The organism is Streptomyces sodiiphilus (assembly GCF_039529215.1).
Classification (GTDB): domain Bacteria; phylum Actinomycetota; class Actinomycetes; order Streptomycetales; family Streptomycetaceae; genus Streptomyces; species Streptomyces sodiiphilus.
Genome location: NZ_BAAAMJ010000012.1, coordinates 106841 through 125615, shown reverse-complemented (window position 1 = coordinate 125615; position 18775 = coordinate 106841). Strand labels below are relative to the sequence as shown.

Sequence of the window (18775 nt, the reverse complement as noted above, 5' to 3'; positions counted from 1 at the left end):
ATCCGGTCATCCCATGTGCCCGCAGCACGCTACGGTGGTGCCTCCAGTTCGCGTGATCACACGCAGTTCGACGCACGAGGTTTGGGGCACGACCGTCCATGGCAGAGGGCTCGGTGCAGGTGACGTACTCCGGAACATCGCGCTGGCGGCGCCGGACCGCCGTCTACAGCACGGTCGGCGAGGCCCTCGCCGTGGCCACGGACGGCGACACCCTGACGCTCGCACCGGGGATCTACCGGGAGAACGTGGTCATCGAGCAGGGCGTCGTGCTGCGCGGCCCGGGCGGCTCCGCGGACGGTCCGGCCCGTATCGCACCACCCGACGGCGTCCCCTTGACCGTGCGCGGCTCCGCGACCGTGCGGGATGTACGGCTGGAGGGACAGGACAGCACGGCCCCCGCGGTTCTCATCGAGGGCGGCACCCCCGAGCTCTCGGGGCTCGATGTGCACACCTCCTCCGCTTCCGGCTTCGAGGTGCGGGGAGGTGCCCGTCCCACCGTGCGCGGCTGCACCGTCGACAATCCCGCCGGACAGGGCATCGCGGTGGCCGGAGGCGCGGGCGCCCTCTTCGAGGACTGCGAGGTGACCGCGTCCGGCCGGCCCGGCATCGCCGTGAGCGGCCCCGCCCATCTGCGTCTGGAGCGCTGCCGGGTCCGGCACGCCCAGGGCTCGGGGCTGTCCGTCACCGGCGACGGCGGTTCCGTCGACGCGCTGGACTGCTCCATCCAGGACGTCAAGGGCACCGGGGTGCGGCTCACCGACCGGGCAGTCGCCCACCTCACCGACTGCCGGATCAGCGCCACCACGGGCGACGGCGTCACCCTCGACACCGACGCGGTGCTCACCCTCACCGACAGCCGGCTGCTCGACATTCCCGAGAACGCCCTGGACCTGCGGTCCCGTTCGGTTCTGACCCTGGTGCGCTGCACCGTGCACCGCTTCGGGCGCAACGGGCTGTCCGTCTGGGACCCGGGGACGCACGCGGACGCACATCACTGCGAGATCCACGAAAGCACCGGGGGCTACCCCGCCGTCTGGGTCAGCGACGGAGCCACCGCGGTCCTCGACGACTGCCGCGTGCACCACGTGCCCGACGCGCTGTTCGTGCTGGACTCCGGCTCCCGTGCCGACGTCGTGGACAGCGAGATCAGCCAGGTCCGCGGCTCGGCGGTGTCCGTCAGCGACGGAGCGGCCGTACGGCTGGACTCCTCCCGCATCAAGGAGGCGGGGACCGGCGCCTGGTTCCGCGACCCGGGCAGCGGTGGCACGGTGACCGGCTGCACCATCGAGGACACCACCACCGGGATCATCGTCGCCAAGGAGGCCGACCCGTCGGTCACCGGCTGCACGGTCAGCGATCCGGGCGAGGCGGGCGTGTACGTGTCGGCCCGCGGACGCGGCACCTTCACCGACTGCCGGGTGAGCGGGTCACGCGGCTACGGCTTCCACATCATCGACGGATGCCGCAGTGAACTGACCCGCTGCCGCACCGAGCGCTGCGCCCGCGGCGGATACGTGTTCACCGAGGACAGCCCGGTGCTGACGGACTGCCGCAGCGACGAGAGTGTTCCGCCCGGTGCCCGGACCGCGGTGAAGGCGGCGCCGGCCACGGCCGCCGTCCCGGCGCCGGCCGCACCCGCGGGGCTGCTGGGCGCTCGTCCCGCGGCGGCGGTCCTTCCGCCCGCCCCGGCCCCCGCCGGCCGGGAACAACCGGCGGACACGGCGGAGCCGGAGGAAGGCGGCCGGGGCCGCCGTCCGGCCACCGACGTGCTGGCCGAACTGGAGTCCCTGGTGGGACTGACGAGCGTGAAGCGGGAGGTGCGCGCCCTCATCGACATGATCGAGGTGGGCCGGCGGCGTCTGGAGGCCGGTCTCAAGGCGGCCTCGGTCCGCCGCCATCTGGTGTTCACCGGCTCCCCCGGCACCGGGAAGACCACGGTCGCCCGTCTGTACGGGGAGATCCTCGCCTCACTCGATGTCCTGGAGAAGGGCCACCTGGTGGAGGTCTCCCGCGTCGACCTGGTCGGCGAGCACATCGGCTCGACCGCGATCCGCACCCAGGAGGCCTTCGACCGGGCACGGGGCGGGGTGCTGTTCATCGACGAGGCGTACGCGCTCTCCCCCGAGGACGCCGGCCGGGACTTCGGGCGGGAGGCCATCGACACCCTGGTGAAGCTGATGGAGGACCACCGGGACGAGGTCGTGGTCATCGTCGCCGGTTACACCGCGGAGATGGAACGCTTCCTGGCGGTGAACCCCGGAGTCGCCTCGCGGTTCTCCCGCACCATCTCCTTCGGCGACTACTCCCCCGAGGAGCTGCTCAGCATCGTGGAGCAGCAGGCGCGCGAGCACGAGTACGACCTCGCCGACGGTGCGCGGGAAGCGCTGCTGAAGCACTTCGCCGACCTGCCGAAGGGCCCGGCGTTCGGCAACGGGCGCACCGCGCGCCAGACATTCGAATCGATGGTGGAGCGGCACGCGGGCCGCGTGGCGCAGCTTTCGGAGCCCAGCACGGCCGAGCTCACCCTGCTCTATGCCGAGGATCTGCCCGGCTGCGGGTGATTCACCGCGGCGGGTCCCCCGCCTGCCGGCCCGGCCTGCCCGGGGACCGGCACCCCGCCGCGCGCCAGGCGCCGCAGCAGTGCCGCCCGCTCCTCCTCGTAGGCGGGGTCCGAGGTGTACCCGCCATGGCCCAGGATCGGCTCGGGGAGCGGGCGCATCAGGTTGCGGCCGTAGTTCAGGGGGTCGCGCAGCGGCTCCCGGTCGACCGGGGGAACACCGCTGCCGCCGCCCACCCCGACCGGACCGCCGATGGGATCCGTCGCCCGCCACAGGTTCCGCCAGCAGGGCACGTCCCGGTGCAGCGAGGCGAGCGCCCGTGGACCGAAGTAGGCCGGGAACCAACGGCTGTAGAGCCGCTCGAGCGGGGACCCGTAGGTGAGCAGGGCGATCCGCGAGCGGGTGGGCGCGTCCAGCTGCCAGACGGCTGCCGCGGCGAGCACGCTCCCCTGGGAGTGACCGGAGATCACCACCCGGCCGCCGGTGGCGTCGACCCAGGTGCCCATCCGCCAGGAGAGGTCGGGCACGGCACGCTCGGCATAGCACGGCGGAGCGAAGGGATGCGCGGCCCGCGGCCAGAACGTCCCGACGTCCCAGATGATGCCGATGGTGCGGCGGGCGGAGGCGTCCCGGTAGGCCCGGCGTCCCATCGCCACCATCACCACCACACCTATCCCCATGAGCCACGAGCCGAGCGCCTGGGAGACGTCCGCGTAGGCTGCCAGCAGCGCGGGGGCCTGCTCGGCCGCCGCCCCCGGTGTCCTCCCGGTCAGCTGGGAACCGGTCACCGCCACCACCCCGAGCACGAGCGCCACGGCGGTCATCCACCCGACAAGCCGGGGTGCGGCGTCGGTGAGCGCCGCCCGTTCGACCGCCGAGGCGATCCGGATGCTGCGTTCCGGGTGGGGCTCGCAGTTCTCGTCCGGGTAGGCGTCCGGTACCAGCGGCGCCCGCTTCCGGCTCCGGCGGTACACCCCGACGGCCGCCAGCAGTCCGGCCACCAGCGCCACCCCCAGCAGCGAGGGCAGCGCCGCCGCCTGCCAGCTCAGTAGCAGCGGCGGACCGGGTATGGGGCCGTCGAGCCCGCCGGCCACCGCCCCGGGGGCGAGCCAGTCGGCGAAGCGCTGTACGACGCCGCCGGTCAGCACGCCGCCCAGCGCGCAGCCGAGCAACGCCACGGCCGCCCCGCCGAGCCCGGCGAGTGCCCCGCGCTCGCCGGCGGGAACCGAGCGGTGCATCCGGTGCGCCGTCAGGGCCAGGACCACCACCAGCACACCCTGGAGCACGCTGATGAACGGAAAGATCCAGCCTGCCGGGAGCTGTCCGGAACTCTCCCAGCCTGGCCGCTCCCAGGCGGCGTACACCGCGGAGAGCACCAGCAGCCCACCGGCCCCCCACGGCAGCAGACGCACCGGGCGGGGGACGGGCTTCTCGTCCATCTCGGTCTCGGTCCTCCCGTGCCGGGTGACCAGGACGATCACGGCCAGGCCGCCGGCGGCGGCCAGCCCGGTCAGCAGACCGCCGAGGAGGGCCGGCACCGGCCCGCCGGCCTCCCGGTCGTGGGGTCCGGCGGCGGTGAGCAGAGCGACCGTCACGGTGAGCAGACCGGCCGCGGTGTGCGCGGCACGGAGCCTGGAGACGATGCCCCGTCCGTACCAGAAGCCGGGCAGGCTGAGCAGCGCGGAGGCCTGCTCCCCGGTCCGGGCACGGACCGGCGGGGAGGCCGACTCGTACGCGCTCCAGGTGCGCCGGGAGAGCCAGAACAGCAGCATGGTCAAGGACACCGGCAGCACGGCCGCCAGCACCATCCGGCGCCCCGGGTGCTCCCATCCGCCCTCCTCGGCGGCCATGAACGCCAGCCAGGAAGTGTTCCGCGCACACGCGGGATCTCCGCCGCACTGCCAGGCGACCAGGTCGAGGGAGACCGCACAGGCACCCGAGACGAGCAGCACGGTGAGCGAGAGGGCGATCAGCCGCACCAGCCTGTCGAAGAGCTCATGGGCACGCCGGCGACCGCGGGCCGCGGGCCGCATCCAGTGCGCCACGTTGGCGATCATGAAGGGCAGGAGCAGCAGCCATAAGGCGCGCGCGCCGTTGCCGGAGGTGAGGTTGGACCAGGAGTAGGCCTCCCGCACCGGTCGCCGTTCGTCGAGGGGACGGTCCGGGGCGTCATCGGTGCGCCGGCGGATGCCGGCGGTACCGTCGCCGGTCACCCGGACCGTGCGCGGATCCTCCAGCATGTCCTGCGGTGTCGCACCACCCACCCCGTGCACGAGGAGTTCCATGGCGGGCTCCGCGGTCGCTTCCGTCCCCTCCGCGGTCCTGGGGTCCGGCTCCCGCGGTGTGCTCGTGCTTCCTGCCGTCATGGGCTGCGCCTCCCCGGGTCCCCACGCCTCACAGGCCGCCTCGCGCGCCCGCTGCCCGCATCCTTCCCTGCGATTGCCCGTTTCCCCCGTCCGGCAGGGCCGATGCGGCGGAGAGTAGCCGAATCGTGACAGGCCCTGCTCCGGGTGGCAACGCCGTGCGAGGATGGCGCGCACGGATGATCGCAGGTCGAAAGGACGGACCTCCCGGTGAGCGACAATCAGAATCTGCTGGCGGGACAGCGGCGCGCGCTCATCCTGGACGAGGTCCGCAGACGGGGCGGGGCGCGGGTCAGCGAACTCACCAGGCTGCTGCAGGTCTCGGACATGACGGTGCGCCGCGACCTGGACGTACTGGCCCGCGAGGGCGCGCTGCAGAAGGTGCACGGCGGAGCGGTGCCGGTTTCCGAAGGGCTGACGCACGAACCGGGCTTCGAGGCGAAGTCGGGGCTGGAAACGTCCGCGAAGAACGACATCGCTGCGGCGGCCGCCGCGCTCGCCTCCCCGGGGAGCGCGGTGGCCCTCTCCGGCGGCACGACCACCTTCGCCGTGGCACGGCGGCTGCTGGAAGTACCGGGGCTGACCGTCGTCACCAACTCGGTGCGGGTGGCGGACGTGTTCCACACCGCTGCGGCCGGCCCGGAGCCCGCCGCGGGAGGCACGACGGTGGTGCTCACCGGCGGGGTGCGGACCCCGTCGGACGCCCTGGTGGGCCCGGTGGCCGACGCGGCGATTTCCTCCCTCCACTTCGACCTGCTCTTTCTGGGGGCGCACGGCATCTCGGTGGAGGCCGGGCTCTCGACGCCGAACCTTGCCGAGGCGGAGACCAACCGGCACTTCATCCGCTCGGCGCGACGGCTGGTTGTCGTCGCCGATCACACCAAGTGGGGCAAGACGGGGCTGAGTTCCTTCGCCTCACTGGAGGAGGCGGACACCCTGGTGACGGACGGGGGCCTGCCCGCGTCCGCCCGGCAGCAGCTGGCCGAGCTGGTCCCCGAGCTCATCGTCGCCCCGGCGTCCGCGGGCTGACCCGGCCGCGGCGGCGGTCAGGCGGCCCAGCGGCCGGTGGCCAGAAAGCCGTCGATCACGGCCGCGTGCGGGGTGATGTCCAGCCCCTGACCGGCCAGCCAGGCGTCCGAGTAGTACTTGTCGAGGTAGCGGTCCCCGGAATCGCACAGCAGAGTGACGACCGAACCGGTCCGGCCCTCGGCCACCATCTCCGCCACGATCTTCAGCGCGCTCCACAGCCCGGTGCCGGTGGAGCCGCCCGCCTTCCGGCCGATGGCCTGCTCCAGCGCCCGCGCGGCGGCCACACTGGCGGCGTCGGGAACCTTCATCATGCGGTCGATCGCACCGGGCACGAAGCTCGGTTCCATCCGGGGACGTCCGATGCCCTCGATACGGGAGGCGCAGTCGCTGGCCGCGTCCGGGTCCGAGGTCACCCAGCCGTCGAAGAAGCAGGAGTTCTCCGGGTCGGCGACACACACCCGGGTGTCGTACTGCATGTAGTGGACGTAGCGGGCGATGGTGGCGGACGTGCCGCCGGTGCCCGCGGTGGCCACGATCCAGGCGGGCTCGGGATACCGCTCCAGCCGGAGCTGGCCGTAGACGGACTCGGCGATGTTGTTGTTGCCGCGCCAGTCGGTCGCCCGCTCGGCATAGGTGAACTGGTCCATGTAGTGCCCGCCGGTCTCCCGGGCGAGGCGGGCGGACACCTCGTAGACCGTGTGCGGATCGTCCACCAGATGGCAGCGGCCGCCGTGGAACTCGATGAGCCGGGTCTTCTCCGCACTGGTGGTGCGCGGCATGACCGCGATGAAGGGAACGCCGATCAGCGCGGCGAAGTACGCCTCGGAGACCGCCGTGGAACCGCTGGACGCCTCGATGACCGGCCGCCCCGGCCGGATCCAGCCGTTGCACAGCCCGTAGAGGAACAGCGAGCGGGCCAGCCGGTGCTTCAGGCTCCCCGTCGGGTGGGTGGACTCGTCCTTCAGGTAGAGGTCGATGCCCCAGTGCTCGGGCAGCGGGAACCGCAGCAGGTGGGTGTCGGCGCTGCGCCGGGCCTCCGCCTGGATCTTGCGCACGGCGTCCTTGAGCCAGCGCCGGTAGGCCGGATCGCTGCGGTCGACGTCCGGCGTTCCGGCGGCCGGGACGGCCGTGGCCTGGGAACCGGGGCGTGCCTGCGAAGTGCTCACCCAGCGATGATAGGCCGACCGGCCGGCCCGGGGCCCGTCTCCGGCGCGGAGCCGGACCGGCCGCGGGCCCCCGGCCCTCCGGCACCGGGCCGCCGCTACCCGGCCGTCACGGCCAGGGCCAGCGGATCGTCCAGGACCGGCTGCCAGGCCAGTTCGGCCGCCCCGACCAGGCTGCCGTGGTCCAGCGTGCACGGCAGGATCGCCACGCTTCCCCCGCGCCCCCACAGGCTGCGCTCCGCCACGACCGCGCGCAGCCGCGGGGCGTCCGCCAGCAGCAGGGCCCGGTGCAGGCCGCCGAGAACGATGCGATCCGGGTTGAGGATGTTCACCAGACCGGCCAGCCCCAGCCCCAGGCGGTCGATCAGCTGCCGGGTCGCGTCGCGCACCGCGTCGTCCGTCGGGTACTCCGCCCCGATGAGGGCGCCTGCCTGGTCCAGCAGCGAGCCTTCCGGCCCGGGCCGGCGGCCGGCCGCCTCCAGCAGGGCCAGCGGATCCGTCTCCACGTCCAGGCAGCCGCGGCTGCCGCAGTGGCAGGGGCGCCCCTGGGGGTCGACCGTCAGGTGTCCTACCTCCAGTGCCAGTCCCGAACTGCCGGTGTGCAGGCGGCCGTCGAGCACCAGCGCACCGCCGACCCCACGGTGGCCGGTGGCCACGCACAACAGGTGAGCCGCCCCCTGCCCGGCGCCGTGCCGGTGCTCGGCCAGCGCGGAGAGATTGACGTCGTTTCCGCAGTGCCCCTCGACCGGGACGCCGGCCTCCGTCAGGCAGCGGTTGAAGATCTCCCGGACCGGCGCGCCCGCCGGCCAGGGCAGGTGGAGCGGGTTCAGTGCGGTGCCCTCCGGTTCGGCCACCGCGGAGGGCACCGCGAGACCGGCGCCGATGCAGCGCCGGCCGGTCTCCCTCAGCAGCCCGGCGCCCGCGGCGACGACTTCGCCGAGAACCTGGGCGGGGTCCGGGTCGACGGCTTCACAGGCCGGCGCGGTGGCCACGATGCGACCGCCGAGTCCGACCAGGGCGGCCCGGTAACCGTCGGTGTGCACCTGCGCGGCCAGGGCGACCGGACCGTCCTCGGCGACGGCCAGCCGGTGCGAGGGGCGGCCCTGGGAGCCGGTCGCCGTCCCCGGGCGCGGGTCCACTGTGATCAGTCCGAGGGTCGCCAGTTCGGTGGCGACGGCACCGGCGGTGGCACGGGTCACCCCGAGCTCGGTGGTCAGCACGGCGCGGGTGGGCGCCCGGCCGGTGTGGACGAGCTCCAGCGCGGGTCCGAGGGCGTTGCGGCCTCTGTCCAGCCTGCTACGAGTGTGGGTCACCGTGCCATTCTCGCTTTGTGACGCCCGTGAACAAATCCGGTCACCGGCTTCCCGTCCCGGAGCACCCCGGAGGACGCGGTCTCACGACGGGTTCTGCTGCTGTTCCTGGGGTTCCAGAGCGGCCAGCGCGCGACGCGCCGCCGGGGAGGTGCGCATGATGCCCGCCAGCGTGCTCGACCCCTGGGTGATCTGGGTGAACGCGGACCAGACAGGCCGGAAGCCGATCATCGCCGTGTGCATCAGCCGCGGACGGCTTGCGAAGGCGGCCAGCATCCGGCGGCCGACCCCCATCTCCACGCCCAGTCCCGACTTGATGGCGAAGGTGTAGTTCAGCGCCTGACGCCGGGCGTCCACCGCGTCGGGGGCCTCGGCCAGGCGGACCGCCCACTGCCCGGCGAGCCGGCCCGAACGCAGAGCGAAGGAGATACCTTCGCGGGTCAGTGGCTCCAGCAGCCCGGCCGCGTCCCCGCAGACCAGGACCCGACCGCGGGACAGCGGGGAGTCCTCGGTGCGGCAGCGGGTGAGATGGCCCGAGGAGATGGCCGGCTCGAAGCCGGCCAGCCCCAGCCGGCCGGTGAAGTCCTCCAGATAGCGCTTGGTCGCGGCCCCGTCACCACGGGCGGAGATCACTCCGACGGTGAGGGTGTCGCCCTTGGGGAAGACCCAGCCGTAGGAGCCGGGCATCGGCCCCCAGTCGATGAGCACCCGCCCGGACCAGTCGGCGGCGACCTCCGGCGGGACGGGAATCTCCGCCTCCAGGCCCAGGTCCACCTGCTCCACGCGGACCCCGACATGGGCTCCTATCCGGCTGGCGCTGCCGTCCGCACCGACCACCGCGCGGGTCAGCAGCGTCTCGCCGCCGGCCAGCACCACTGCCACCGTGCGCCGGTCCGGCACCGCCGGACCGTGCTGCTCCACCCGGGAGACGGCCGCCCCGGTCCGGACCTCTGCTCCGGCCCGCACCGCCGCCTCGACCAGCCCTTGGTCGAACTCGGGACGGTTGACCAGACCGAAGAGCATCCGCCGGGAGCGGCGGGTGCGGGTCATCCTGCCGTTCAGCGAGAAGGTCACCGCGTGGACCCGGTCCCGCAGCGGGAGTTCGAAGCCGGGCGGCAGCGCGTCCCGGGAGGGGCCGATGATGCCGCCGCCGCAGGTCTTGTAGCGCGGCAGCTCGGATTTCTCCAGCAGCAGCACCCGACGGCCCGCCNCCCCGCCTCGGCGCCCGCCCGGGCGGCGGAGGCCCCGGCGGGCCCCGCCCCCACGACCACGACGTCCCACACCACGCCCTCCCCGGGGTTCCGGGCTCCGCTGTCGCTGCTCACGATGTGCTGTCGCTCCCGCTGCCTGCTCGTCCTTCGGCCACCGCACGGCATCCTACGGCGCGACGGGGGCGCGAACCCCGTTGTGGGATGATCGGCGGCACCCCGAATTCCCGCGCACCTGCCCGCAGGTGTGCGACACGCCGCGCCCACGAGGAGCGTTCCATGCAGGACACAGCCGAGGCCTCCGCCGTCGCCGCCACCGTCGCGTCGCTCATGCCCAGGGCCCGCGAGGAGCTCGCGGAGCTGGTGGCGTTCCGGTCGGTGGCCGACCCCGAGCAGTTCCCGGTCGAGGAGTGCGAGGCGGCCGCCGCCTGGGTGGCCGCCGCCCTGCGCGCCGAGGGCTTCGCCGAGGTCTCCCTGCTGGACACCCCTGACGGGACGACCTCGGTCTACGGCCACCTGCCCGGGCCCGAGGGTGCGCCCACGGTGCTTCTCTACTCGCACTACGACGTCCAGCCCCCGCTGGACGAGGCGGCGTGGACCTCGCCGCCCTTCGAACTGACCGAGCGGGACGGCCGCTGGTACGGCCGCGGCGCCGCGGACTGCAAGGGCAGCGTCATCATGCACCTGCTGGCGCTGCGGGCCCTGCGGGCGGGCGGCGGAGTGCCCGTCGGCGTCAAGGTGATCGCCGAGGGGTCCGAGGAACAGGGCACCGGGGGCCTGGAACGGTACGCCGAGCAGCACCCCGGTCTGCTGACCGCCGACACCATTGTCATCGGTGACACGGGCAACTTCCAGGCGGGCCGGCCGACGGTCACCGCCGTGCTCCGCGGCATGACAGCCGTCCGGGTCCGGGTGGACACCCTGGCGGGCAACCTGCACTCGGGGGCGTTCGGTGGTGCCGCGCCCGACGCACTGGCGGCCCTGGTGCGCATCCTCGGCTCGCTGCACGCCGCGGACGGCTCCACCACGGTGGACGGTCTGCCGGCCGACGGCACCTGGGAGGGCACGGCGTACCCGGACAAGCAGTTCCGGCAGGACGCCCGGGTGCTCGACGGCGTCGGCCTGATGGGGTCGGGGTCGGTGGCCGACCGGGTCTGGGCGCGCCCGGCCGCCACGGTACTCGGCATCGACTGCCCGCCGGTGGTGGGAGCCACCCCCTCGGTGCAGGCGAGCGCCCGTGCCCTGGTGAGCCTGCGGGTGCCGCCGGGCATGGACGCCGAGGAGGCGGGACGGCTGCTGGCGGCGCACCTGGAGTCCCGCGCCCCCTGGGGAGCGCGGGTGACCGTGGAACCGGTGGGGTCGGGCCAGCCGTTCCGGGCGGACACCGGCAGTCCCGCGTACGTGTCGATGGCGGCCGCGATGCGCCGGGCCTACGACGGCGCGGAGATGGAGGTCATCGGACAGGGCGGGTCGATCCCGCTGACCAGCACGCTGGCCGGGCTCTATCCGGAGGCGGAGATCCTGCTGATCGGACTGAGCGACCCCGCCGCGCAGATCCACGCGGTGGACGAGAGCGTCGACCCGGGGGAACTGGAGCGGATGGCGGTGACCGAGGCGCTGTTCCTGCGCGAGTACGCGGCCTCGGCGAGCCGCCGCTGAGCCCTCCTGGCGGGCGGGACCCGGCGGGGGTGCCGGTCAGCCGACGGGCCCCCCCGCCTCCAGGTTGAGGGCCCGGCCCTGCTCCCGGGCACGCAGCGCCCACTGCAGCCGGGCGAACCGGCCCGGCGAGAGCATACCGGCGGCCTCGTCCTCGCGGGCGAAGCGCCAGCCCCGAAGCTCGTCGCCGGGCAGCAGGACCTGCGCCAGCCGTTCGCGTTCCAGCCGGCCGCCGTCGAAGAGCAGCCGCAGACCTCCCACTCTCGGCGGCCGCGGCGGCTCCCAGTCCACGATCAGCAGGGCCGGCTCCTGCTCCAGGTCGAGCCCGAGTTCCTCGGCGACCTCCCGGACGGCGGCCCGGGCAGGGGGTTCACCGGCCTCCACCACCCCGCCGGGAAACTCCCAGCCGGGTTTGTAGGTCGGGTCCACCAGCAGCACCCGGTCCCGGTCGTCGAAGAGCAGGACCCCGGCGGCCAGGGTCTGGGCCCTGGGCGCGGGGGTCTGCACGATCTCGCACGTCGCATCGCCGGTCTCGGCGACGGCCGCCAGCCGCTCGGCGGTCTGCCGGGGGGTGAGACGGGTCGTCTCCACGGTGCAGGCATCCGCCGTGAGCCACGGCAGGGCCGCGGTGTACTCCGGCAGGCGTGCCAGGCACCAGCTGCGCACGGCCTCGCCGTCGGAGCCTGTCCTGGCATCGATGCGCTCGCGGAGGAACGTTTCTTCCACATGCAGCAGGAAGTGCTGCACCGGAATACCGCGGGCGGCGAGTCCTCCGAAGATCTCGTCCCGGTACTCCTGGCGCAGCAGCGTCATGGGAGCGATGAGGGGGCCGGGAATCTCTCCCAGCAGCGCGGCGGCGGTGTCGACCACCAGCCTCCGCCAGGCCGGGAGGTCCTGGCAGTCGTCCACCTCGGCCAGCCTCTCCTTGGTGAGCATCAGCCGCAGCCCGGCGCCCACCAGCCCCGGATCGTAGAGCGTGCTGCCCGGCAACAGGTCCAGCAGCTCCCGGGCCGCGGTGGATTTCCCGGCGCCGAATGCGCCGTTGAGCCAGATGATCACGAATTCCCCCTCCTCCATCCGCACGTGAGTCAGTTGCCCGCTGCACCCCTCACCGAAAACGTGTCCGGTTCGCTCCAGCCGGCGGCAGCGGCTCCCACGAGACCGGCATCGGTACCGAGTCCGGCCACCAGAACCTCCACTCCCCGGACGAACGGCAAGGTCGCGTACTCCCCCAGAGCCCGGCGCAGCGGCGCGAACAGCACCTCGCCCGCCAGGCTCACCCCGCCGCCGATCACCACCGCCTCGATCTCCACCAGTGCCGCGGTCGCGGCGATCCCGGCGGCCAGCGCCCGGGCGGACCGTTCGAAGGCGGCAAGCGGGACGGGCTCCCCCCGGCGAGCCGCCCTCGCCACCCCCGCGGCTCCGGCGTCCCGGTCCGCCCCTGCCGGGCGCCAGCCCTCCTCACGGGCCCAGCGGGCGATGTTCGTACCGCTGGCGATGCGCTCGACGCAGCCGCGGCTTCCGCAGGGGCACCGGTCGCCGTCGAGGTCCACACTGATGTGACCGATGTGGCCGGCATTCCCGGTCGGCCCCGGGCGCAACCGTCCGTCGAGGATCAGCCCGCCGCCGACCCCGGTGGAGACCACCATGCACAGCACGTTGTCCCGGCCCCTGGCGGCGCCGCGCCAGTGCTCCCCGGCGGCGATCGCCGCGCCGTCCCCGACCAGCGTCACCGGCAGCCCTCCGGTGGCCTCGCGCACCCTCTCCACCAGAGGGAAGTCCCTCCAGTGCGGGATGTTCACCGGGCTCACCGTTCCGGCGCGGGCATCCACCGGACCGGCGCTCCCGATCCCGACCGCTGTCACCCGCGGCCACAGCGGGCCCGCGGCCAGTTCCGCGACCGCGTCCGTCACCGTCCCGAGAACCCGCTCGGCGGGCTCACGGGCCGGAGTGGGGCGCTGCACGCGCTCCAGGATTTCTCCGCCGCGGCCGACCAGAGCCGCCGCGGTTTTCGTACCGCCGATGTCCACGGCGGCGACAAGATCAGTGGCCATGGACACGCAGCCTTGCCCGCACCGCTCCCCTTGTCCAGCCCTCCGGCCCTCGGCGGTACCTGCCGGGCCCACCCCGCCGGAGCCCCCGATGCGGACCGGCCCGGTCCCGGTGAAGCCGGTGACGTCGGCCTCGCGGAGGCGCGTTCGGCACTCCGTGGCACCGACGCCGACTCACGGCCACGTGGGACGTCTCGGGGGATCCGTCATCACCTGTTCACCGTCCGCGGGCAAAGAGCCACGCGGGTGTGACGGACGGGCAAAGGGGACGTCATGTCCGCACCGGAAGCTGATGGCCGGGCGGCGCCGCTGCCCAACGATGATCCGGGAGGACACCATGGACCACTTCTCGCTGCTCGCCGCGCTCACCGCCGAAGGCCTCCGGCCGGATCTGGGCATCGGCCCCCCGCCGCCGGTGCCCGGACACGAGTCGGACCGGCTGGCGAGCCTGGCACGGAGCGAGCCCGGGCCCCTGCCCGCCTCCGGTGCCGCACCGCGCCGGCGCCGCGGGCTGGTGCGCCGCGTACGCCGGGCGGCACCCGTCGCAGCCGCCTGAGGGCGGGCGACGGGTGCCGCGGGAAGGACCGGGGCTCCGGCTCAGCCCTTGCGGGCCTTGACCTCCTCGGTCAGGGCCGGGACGACCTCGAAGAGGTCGCCGACGACGCCGTAGTCGACCAGTTCGAAGATCGGGGCCTCGGCGTCCTTGTTGATGGCCACGATGGTCTTCGAGGTCTGCATGCCGGCCCGGTGCTGGATGGCACCGGAGATGCCGGCCGCGATGTACAGCTGGGGGGAGACCGTCTTGCCGGTCTGGCCCACCTGGCTGGAGTGCGGGTACCAGCCGGCGTCCACGGCGGCGCGGGACGCGCCGACCGCTGCGCCGAGCGAGTCGGCGAGAGCCTCGATGAGCGGGAAGTTCTCCGCGCCGTTGACGCCGCGCCCGCCGGAGACGACGATCGCCGCCTCGGTCAGGTCGGGGCGCCCGGTGGACTCGCGCGGGGTCCGGGAGACGATCCGGGTCCCGGTCGCCTGCTCGCCGAAGGAGACCTCGAGCTGCTCGACGGCCACGTCGACCGGGGCGGCCTCCGGAGCGGTGGCGTTCGGCTTGACCGTGATCACCGGGACGCCGCGGCTGACCCGCGAGCGGGTGGTGTAGGAGGCGGCGAACACCGACTGGGTCGCGACCGGCCCCTCCTCGCCGGCGGTCAGGTCGACGGCGTCGGTGATGATGCCCGAGCCCAGCCGGACCGCGAGGCGGGCGGCGATCTCCTTGCCCTCCGCGGAGGAGGGCACCAGGACGGCGGCCGGGGACACCGCGCCGGCGGCGGCCTGCAGCCCGTCGACCTTGGGCACCACCAGGTAGTCGGCGAACTCGGGTGCGTCGGCCGCCAGGATCTTCACCGCGCCGTACTCGGCGAGCACCGGCGCGGCGGTCTCGGCCCCGGGGCCCAGGTGCACGGCCACCGGGTCGCCCAGGCGGCGGGCAAGGGTCAACAGCTCCAGGGTCGGCTTGCGGACGGTTCCGTCCACGTGATCGACGTAGACAAGGACTTCAGCCATGGGGATCGGATCTCCTGCGAAAGAGTTGAGGACGGCTTGGGGGTGACGGGCCGGCCGGCCCTCAGATGAACTTCTGGCCCGCGAGGAACGCGGCGAGCTGCTTGCCGCCCTCGCCCTCGTCCGTGACGATCTCGCCCGCGGTGCGCGGGGGGCGCTTGGTGGCGTCCTCGACCGCGGTCCAGGCGCCCTCCAGGCCGACCTCCTCGGCGTCGATGCCCAGGTCGTCCAGGTCCAGCGACTCCACCGGCTTCTTCTTCGCGGCCATGATCCCCTTGAAGGAGGGATAGCGCGCCTCGCCGGACTGGTCGGTGACCGAGATCACGGCGGGCAGCGCGGCCTGCAGCTGCTCGGAGGCGGTGTCGCCGTCGCGGCGGCCGCTGACGGTTCCGTCGGCGACGGAGAGCTCGGAGAGCAGGGTGACCTGAGGCACACCCAGCCGCTCGGCCAGCATCGCCGGGAGCACCCCCATGACGCCGTCGGTGGAGGCCATGCCGCAGACCACCAGGTCGTAGCCCACGTGCTCGACGGCCTTGGCCAGCACCAGCGAGGTGCCCACCGCGTCGGTGCCGTGCAGGTCGTCGTCCTCCACGTGCACGGCCTTGTCGGCCCCCATCGACAGCGCCTTGCGCAGCGCGTCGTTGGCGTCCTCCGGGCCCACGGTCACCACGGTGACCTCGGCGTCGTCGGCATTCTCGGCGATCTGCAGCGCCTGCTCGACGGCGTACTCGTCGAGCTCCGACAGCAGCCCGTCCACGGCGTCCCGGTCGGTCGTCAGGTCATCGGCGAACTGCCGGTCGCCGGTGGCGTCGGGTACGTACTTCACACAGACAACGATCCTCAGGCTCACGCCGGCTCTCCTACTGCTATCGGTCCATGACTCGGCTGCCTTGCTCAGGCAGCATATGCGGCCTGACCAGCTGGCTCCGGGCGGCAGCGCGCGGCGGGCCCGCCCGACGTGTTACTCGTCAGTACACCCAGTCTATTCCCTGGCCCGGGGCTCCCCGCACTGTGAGCTTCCCTACTCCGCGCCGAGCGGATGTCCGCGCCGGCAGCGGGTAGCAGGTCCGGCCGGGGCGCGAAGGGCGGGCCCGTCCCGCCAGGGTACGTGCCCGCCTCCGGGGCGGGCTCCCGGGGATGCCGGCGCGTGGAGCCCGTGCGGCGTGACGAGGATCTCCCCGGACACCGCGCCCGGGGGTAGCCGCCGACGGCGCTTTGGGGCACGATGCGCAGGCGCGGGAAGTTACGGTGACGTAGGTTCGGGAAGCCTCGGCCGGGCAGCCCAGTCCCCGGCCGACGCATGAAGCAGAAGGAAGAGAGTCCCCCCGTATGGCAGAGCTTGTGTACCCGCCGGTCATCGGAGCGGCCCGCACCCTGTTCAAGGTGCTGGACCTCCGGTTCGACATCGCCGGCACCGAGCACATCCCGCGGACCGGCGGTGCCGTGCTGGTCAGCAACCACATCGGTTACCTCGACTTCGTCTTCGCCGGCCTCACCGCCCGTCCCGCGAAGCGGCTGGTGCGCTTCATGGCAAAGGAGTCGGTCTTCCGGCACAAGGTGTCGGGGCCCCTGATGCGCGCCATGAAGCACATTCCGGTGGACCGCGCCCAGGGCGAGGACGCCTTCCGGCACGCGCTGACCTCGCTGCGTTCGGGGGAGATCATCGGCGTCTTCCCCGAGGCGACGATCTCCCAGTCCTTCACCCTCAAGAAGTTCAAGACCGGCGCCGCCCGGATGGCGCAGGAGGCCGGTGTCCCGCTGCTGCCCGTGGCGCTGTGGGGCACCCAGCGGCTGTGGACGAAGGGGCACAAGAGGAACTTCGGGCGCAATCACTTCCCGATCACCGTGCGGGTCGGCGAGCCGATGCCCGCCGACCCCCAGGAGTCCGCCGCCACGCTCACGAGCCGGCTGCGGGAGCGGATGCAGGACCTCCTGGAGGCGGCTCAGCGCGCCTACCCGGACAAGCCGAAGGGCCCCGAGGACGCCTGGTGGCTGCCCGCCCACCTCGGCGGTACGGCGCCCCCGGCCCCCGCGGTGTAGTTCCCGCGGGTCAGCCGGCCATCTCCTCACGCAGCGCGGCGACGAAGCCGTCGACGTCCGCCTCGGTCGTGTCGAACGAACACATCCAGCGGACCTCGGCGGCCGCCTCGTCCCAGAAGTAGAACGGGTAGCGCTTCTGCAGGCGCTCCCCCGCCTCCTTCGGAAGCCGGGCGAAGACCGCGTTGGCCTGCACCGGGTGCAGGATCTGCACGCCCTCCACCGCCCCGGCCCCCTCTGCCAGCCGGCGTGCCATGGTGTTGGCGTGGCGCGCGCTGCGCAGCCACAGGTCCCCGGACAGGAGGGCCTCCAGTTGCACGGAGACGAACCGCATCTTGGAGGCCAGCTGCATGGACATCTTCCGCAGGTGCTTCATCCCCCGGACGGCGTCAGGGTTCAGCACCACGACAGCCTCGCCGTAGAGCATGCCGTTCTTGGTGCCGCCGAAGGACAGCACGTCCACACCCGCCACATTGGTGAACGCCCGCATGGGGACATCCAGGGAGGCCGCGGCGTTGGCGATGCGGGCGCCGTCGAGATGGACGCGCATGCCGCGCTCGTGCGCGTGGTCGCACAGCGCCCTGATCTCGTCCGGTGTGTAGACGGTTCCCAGTTCGGTGTTCTGGGTGATCGAGACCACCTGCGGCATCGCCCGGTGTTCGTCGTCCCAGCCGTACGCCTCGCGGTCGATGAGCTCGGGGGTGAGCTTTCCGTCCTCGGTCGGAACGGTGAGGAGCTTCAGCCCGCCCATACGTTCCGGCGCCCCGCACTCGTCGACGTGCACGTGCGCGGTATCGGCGGTGACGACCGCGCCCCAGCGGTCGGTGAGGGCCTGCAGGGCCACGACATTGGCCCCCGTCCCGTTGAACACCGGAAAGGCCTCCGCGCGGGCACCGAAGTGACTGCGTATGAGGTGCTGCAGGTGTGCCGTGTAGGCATCGCCGCCATAGGCGGGCTGGTGCCCGCCATTGGCCAGGGCGAGCGCCGCCAGGATCTCCGGGTGTGCACCGGCGTAGTTGTCACTGGCGAAGCCCCGGGCGGCGGGGTCGTGGCGGCGCCTGGCGCCGGTCGCTACGGCTGGGGTGTGAGCCACAGGCGGTGTCCGTTCACTTCCTCGGTCGGCTTGTTCCAGGTTCCGCAGATCGCCTCGGCCAGGTCACGGACGTCCGTGAAGCCCGCGAAGGCGGCGTCCGGGCGCTGGGCGCGCATCGCGTCGTGCACCAGCGCCTTGATCACGAGGATGGCGGCCGCGGCCCGCGGCCCGGCATCTCCGGCTTCCTTGCGGAAGCTGTCGGCCATGGCCAGCGTCCACGCCTCGGCGGCTGCCTTGGCCGCGGCGTAGGCGGCGTTCCCCGCGGTCGGGCGGCTCGCCCCGGCAGCGCTGATCAGCAGGTATCTGCCGTTGCCGCTGCGGCTGAGGGCGGGGGCGAATGCCAGTGAGGTGTGCTGGACGGTGCGCACCAGCAGGTCGTGCAGGACCGACCAGTCCCCCAGGTCGGTCTCGGCGAAGGAGCGAGAGCCCCGCCACCCGCCCACCAGGTGGACCAGGCCGTCCACCCGGCCGAACTCCCGCTCCGTCCGGGCAGCCCACTCCCGGGTGGCCGCGGGGTCCAGCAGGTCCACGGTGTCGCCCGTGACCGTGGCCCCGCCGTGCGCGTACCGCGCGGCGTCCACACCCTGCGCCAGCCGTTCCGCATCCGCGTCGGCGGCCACCACGACCGCTCCGGCCTCTGCCAGCCGCAGCAGCGCGGCGTGGCCCGCGGGCCCTCCGGCTCCGGCCACCGCGACCACCGCGCCCTCGAGCCGGCCGCTCTCCGCGTCACCGGCATGCTGCGTACTCATG

General features: G+C 73.5%; 14 protein-coding genes and 1 pseudogene. 5 read left to right on the top strand and 10 right to left on the bottom strand.

The window, feature by feature from the left end; genetic code table 11:
- Window positions 1–98 precede the first annotated feature (98 nt).
- Window positions 99–2561, top strand: coding sequence for a right-handed parallel beta-helix repeat-containing protein (locus ABD299_RS08435; protein ID WP_344259971.1), 2463 nt, complete (start codon window positions 99–101; stop codon window positions 2559–2561).
- Here the strand turns inward: ABD299_RS08435 and ABD299_RS08430 are convergent.
- Entirely contained in the window at window positions 2531–4924 is a 2394-nt protein-coding gene (locus ABD299_RS08430; protein WP_344259969.1) for a hypothetical protein, read from the bottom strand. The genes ABD299_RS08435 and ABD299_RS08430 overlap by 31 nt on opposite strands.
- A 207-nt stretch (window positions 4925–5131) precedes the next feature.
- On the opposite strand from ABD299_RS08430, the gene ABD299_RS08425 reads away from it, so the two are divergent.
- Window positions 5132–5950 (top strand): DeoR/GlpR family DNA-binding transcription regulator, encoded by an 819-nt coding sequence (locus ABD299_RS08425; protein WP_344259967.1) that lies wholly within the window; start codon window positions 5132–5134, stop codon window positions 5948–5950.
- A 17-nt stretch (window positions 5951–5967) separates the two neighbouring features.
- On the opposite strand, the gene cds1 is transcribed toward ABD299_RS08425, so the two are convergent.
- The 3 genes and pseudogenes from cds1 to ABD299_RS08410 all read right to left on the bottom strand — a co-directional run bounded on the left by cds1 (window position 5968) and on the right by ABD299_RS08410 (window position 9799).
- Window positions 5968–7116 carry an L-cysteine desulfhydrase Cds1 gene (gene cds1, locus ABD299_RS08420; RefSeq protein ID WP_425581284.1) on the bottom strand — a complete coding sequence of 383 codons (1149 nt, stop codon included), beginning with the start codon at window positions 7114–7116 and terminating at the stop codon, window positions 5968–5970.
- Between the two features lie 95 nt (window positions 7117–7211).
- Window positions 7212–8426: an ROK family protein gene (locus ABD299_RS08415; protein WP_344259965.1), complete on the bottom strand. Its 1215-nt coding sequence runs from the start codon at window positions 8424–8426 to the stop codon at window positions 7212–7214.
- An 81-nt stretch (window positions 8427–8507) separates the two neighbouring features.
- Window positions 8508–9799, bottom strand: a pseudogene (locus tag ABD299_RS08410) (geranylgeranyl reductase family protein).
- A gap of 111 nt (window positions 9800–9910) precedes the next feature.
- Between ABD299_RS08410 and ABD299_RS08405 the strand changes: the two are divergent.
- Complete coding sequence (locus tag ABD299_RS08405) at window positions 9911–11290, top strand: dipeptidase (protein WP_344259963.1); 1380 nt, start codon at window positions 9911–9913, stop codon at window positions 11288–11290.
- Window positions 11291–11326: 36 nt separating this feature from the next.
- On the opposite strand, the gene ABD299_RS08400 is transcribed toward ABD299_RS08405, so the two are convergent.
- Both ABD299_RS08400 and ABD299_RS08395 read right to left on the bottom strand, forming a co-directional pair.
- Window positions 11327–12346 carry an NUDIX hydrolase gene (locus ABD299_RS08400; RefSeq protein WP_344260019.1) on the bottom strand — a complete coding sequence of 340 codons (1020 nt, stop codon included), beginning with the start codon at window positions 12344–12346 and terminating at the stop codon, window positions 11327–11329.
- 29 nt (window positions 12347–12375) lie between these two features.
- Complete coding sequence (locus tag ABD299_RS08395; protein ID WP_344259961.1) at window positions 12376–13341, bottom strand: ROK family protein; 966 nt, start codon at window positions 13339–13341, stop codon at window positions 12376–12378.
- Between the two features lie 334 nt (window positions 13342–13675).
- Between ABD299_RS08395 and ABD299_RS08390 the strand changes: the two genes are divergently transcribed.
- Complete coding sequence (locus ABD299_RS08390) at window positions 13676–13894, top strand: hypothetical protein (protein WP_344259959.1); 219 nt, start codon at window positions 13676–13678, stop codon at window positions 13892–13894.
- Window positions 13895–13935: 41 nt separating this feature from the next.
- Here the strand turns inward: ABD299_RS08390 and ABD299_RS08385 are convergent, their stop codons facing one another.
- Both ABD299_RS08385 and ABD299_RS08380 read right to left on the bottom strand, forming a co-directional pair.
- Window positions 13936–14898, bottom strand: coding sequence for an electron transfer flavoprotein subunit alpha/FixB family protein (locus ABD299_RS08385; protein WP_344259957.1), 963 nt, complete (start codon window positions 14896–14898; stop codon window positions 13936–13938).
- Between the two features lie 61 nt (window positions 14899–14959).
- Window positions 14960–15745: an electron transfer flavoprotein subunit beta/FixA family protein gene (locus ABD299_RS08380; protein ID WP_344259955.1), complete on the bottom strand. Its 786-nt coding sequence runs from the start codon at window positions 15743–15745 to the stop codon at window positions 14960–14962.
- Window positions 15746–16224: 479 nt separating this feature from the next.
- Between ABD299_RS08380 and ABD299_RS08375 the strand changes: the two genes are divergently transcribed.
- Complete coding sequence (locus ABD299_RS08375) at window positions 16225–16935, top strand: lysophospholipid acyltransferase family protein (RefSeq protein WP_344259953.1); 711 nt, start codon at window positions 16225–16227, stop codon at window positions 16933–16935.
- Between the two features lie 10 nt (window positions 16936–16945).
- Here ABD299_RS08375 and ABD299_RS08370 read toward each other — a convergent pair whose 3' ends face one another.
- Both ABD299_RS08370 and ABD299_RS08365 read right to left on the bottom strand, forming a co-directional pair.
- A complete protein-coding gene (locus tag ABD299_RS08370) occupies window positions 16946–18025 on the bottom strand; it encodes a threonine aldolase family protein (RefSeq protein WP_344259951.1) in 1080 nt (359 codons plus the stop codon).
- The gene (locus tag ABD299_RS08365; RefSeq protein ID WP_344259949.1) at window positions 18004–18774 is read right to left on the bottom strand and encodes an SDR family NAD(P)-dependent oxidoreductase; all 771 of its coding nucleotides are present in this window, start codon (window positions 18772–18774) and stop codon (window positions 18004–18006) included. The genes ABD299_RS08370 and ABD299_RS08365 overlap by 22 nt, the downstream gene beginning before the upstream one ends.
- Window position 18775 lies beyond the last annotated feature (1 nt).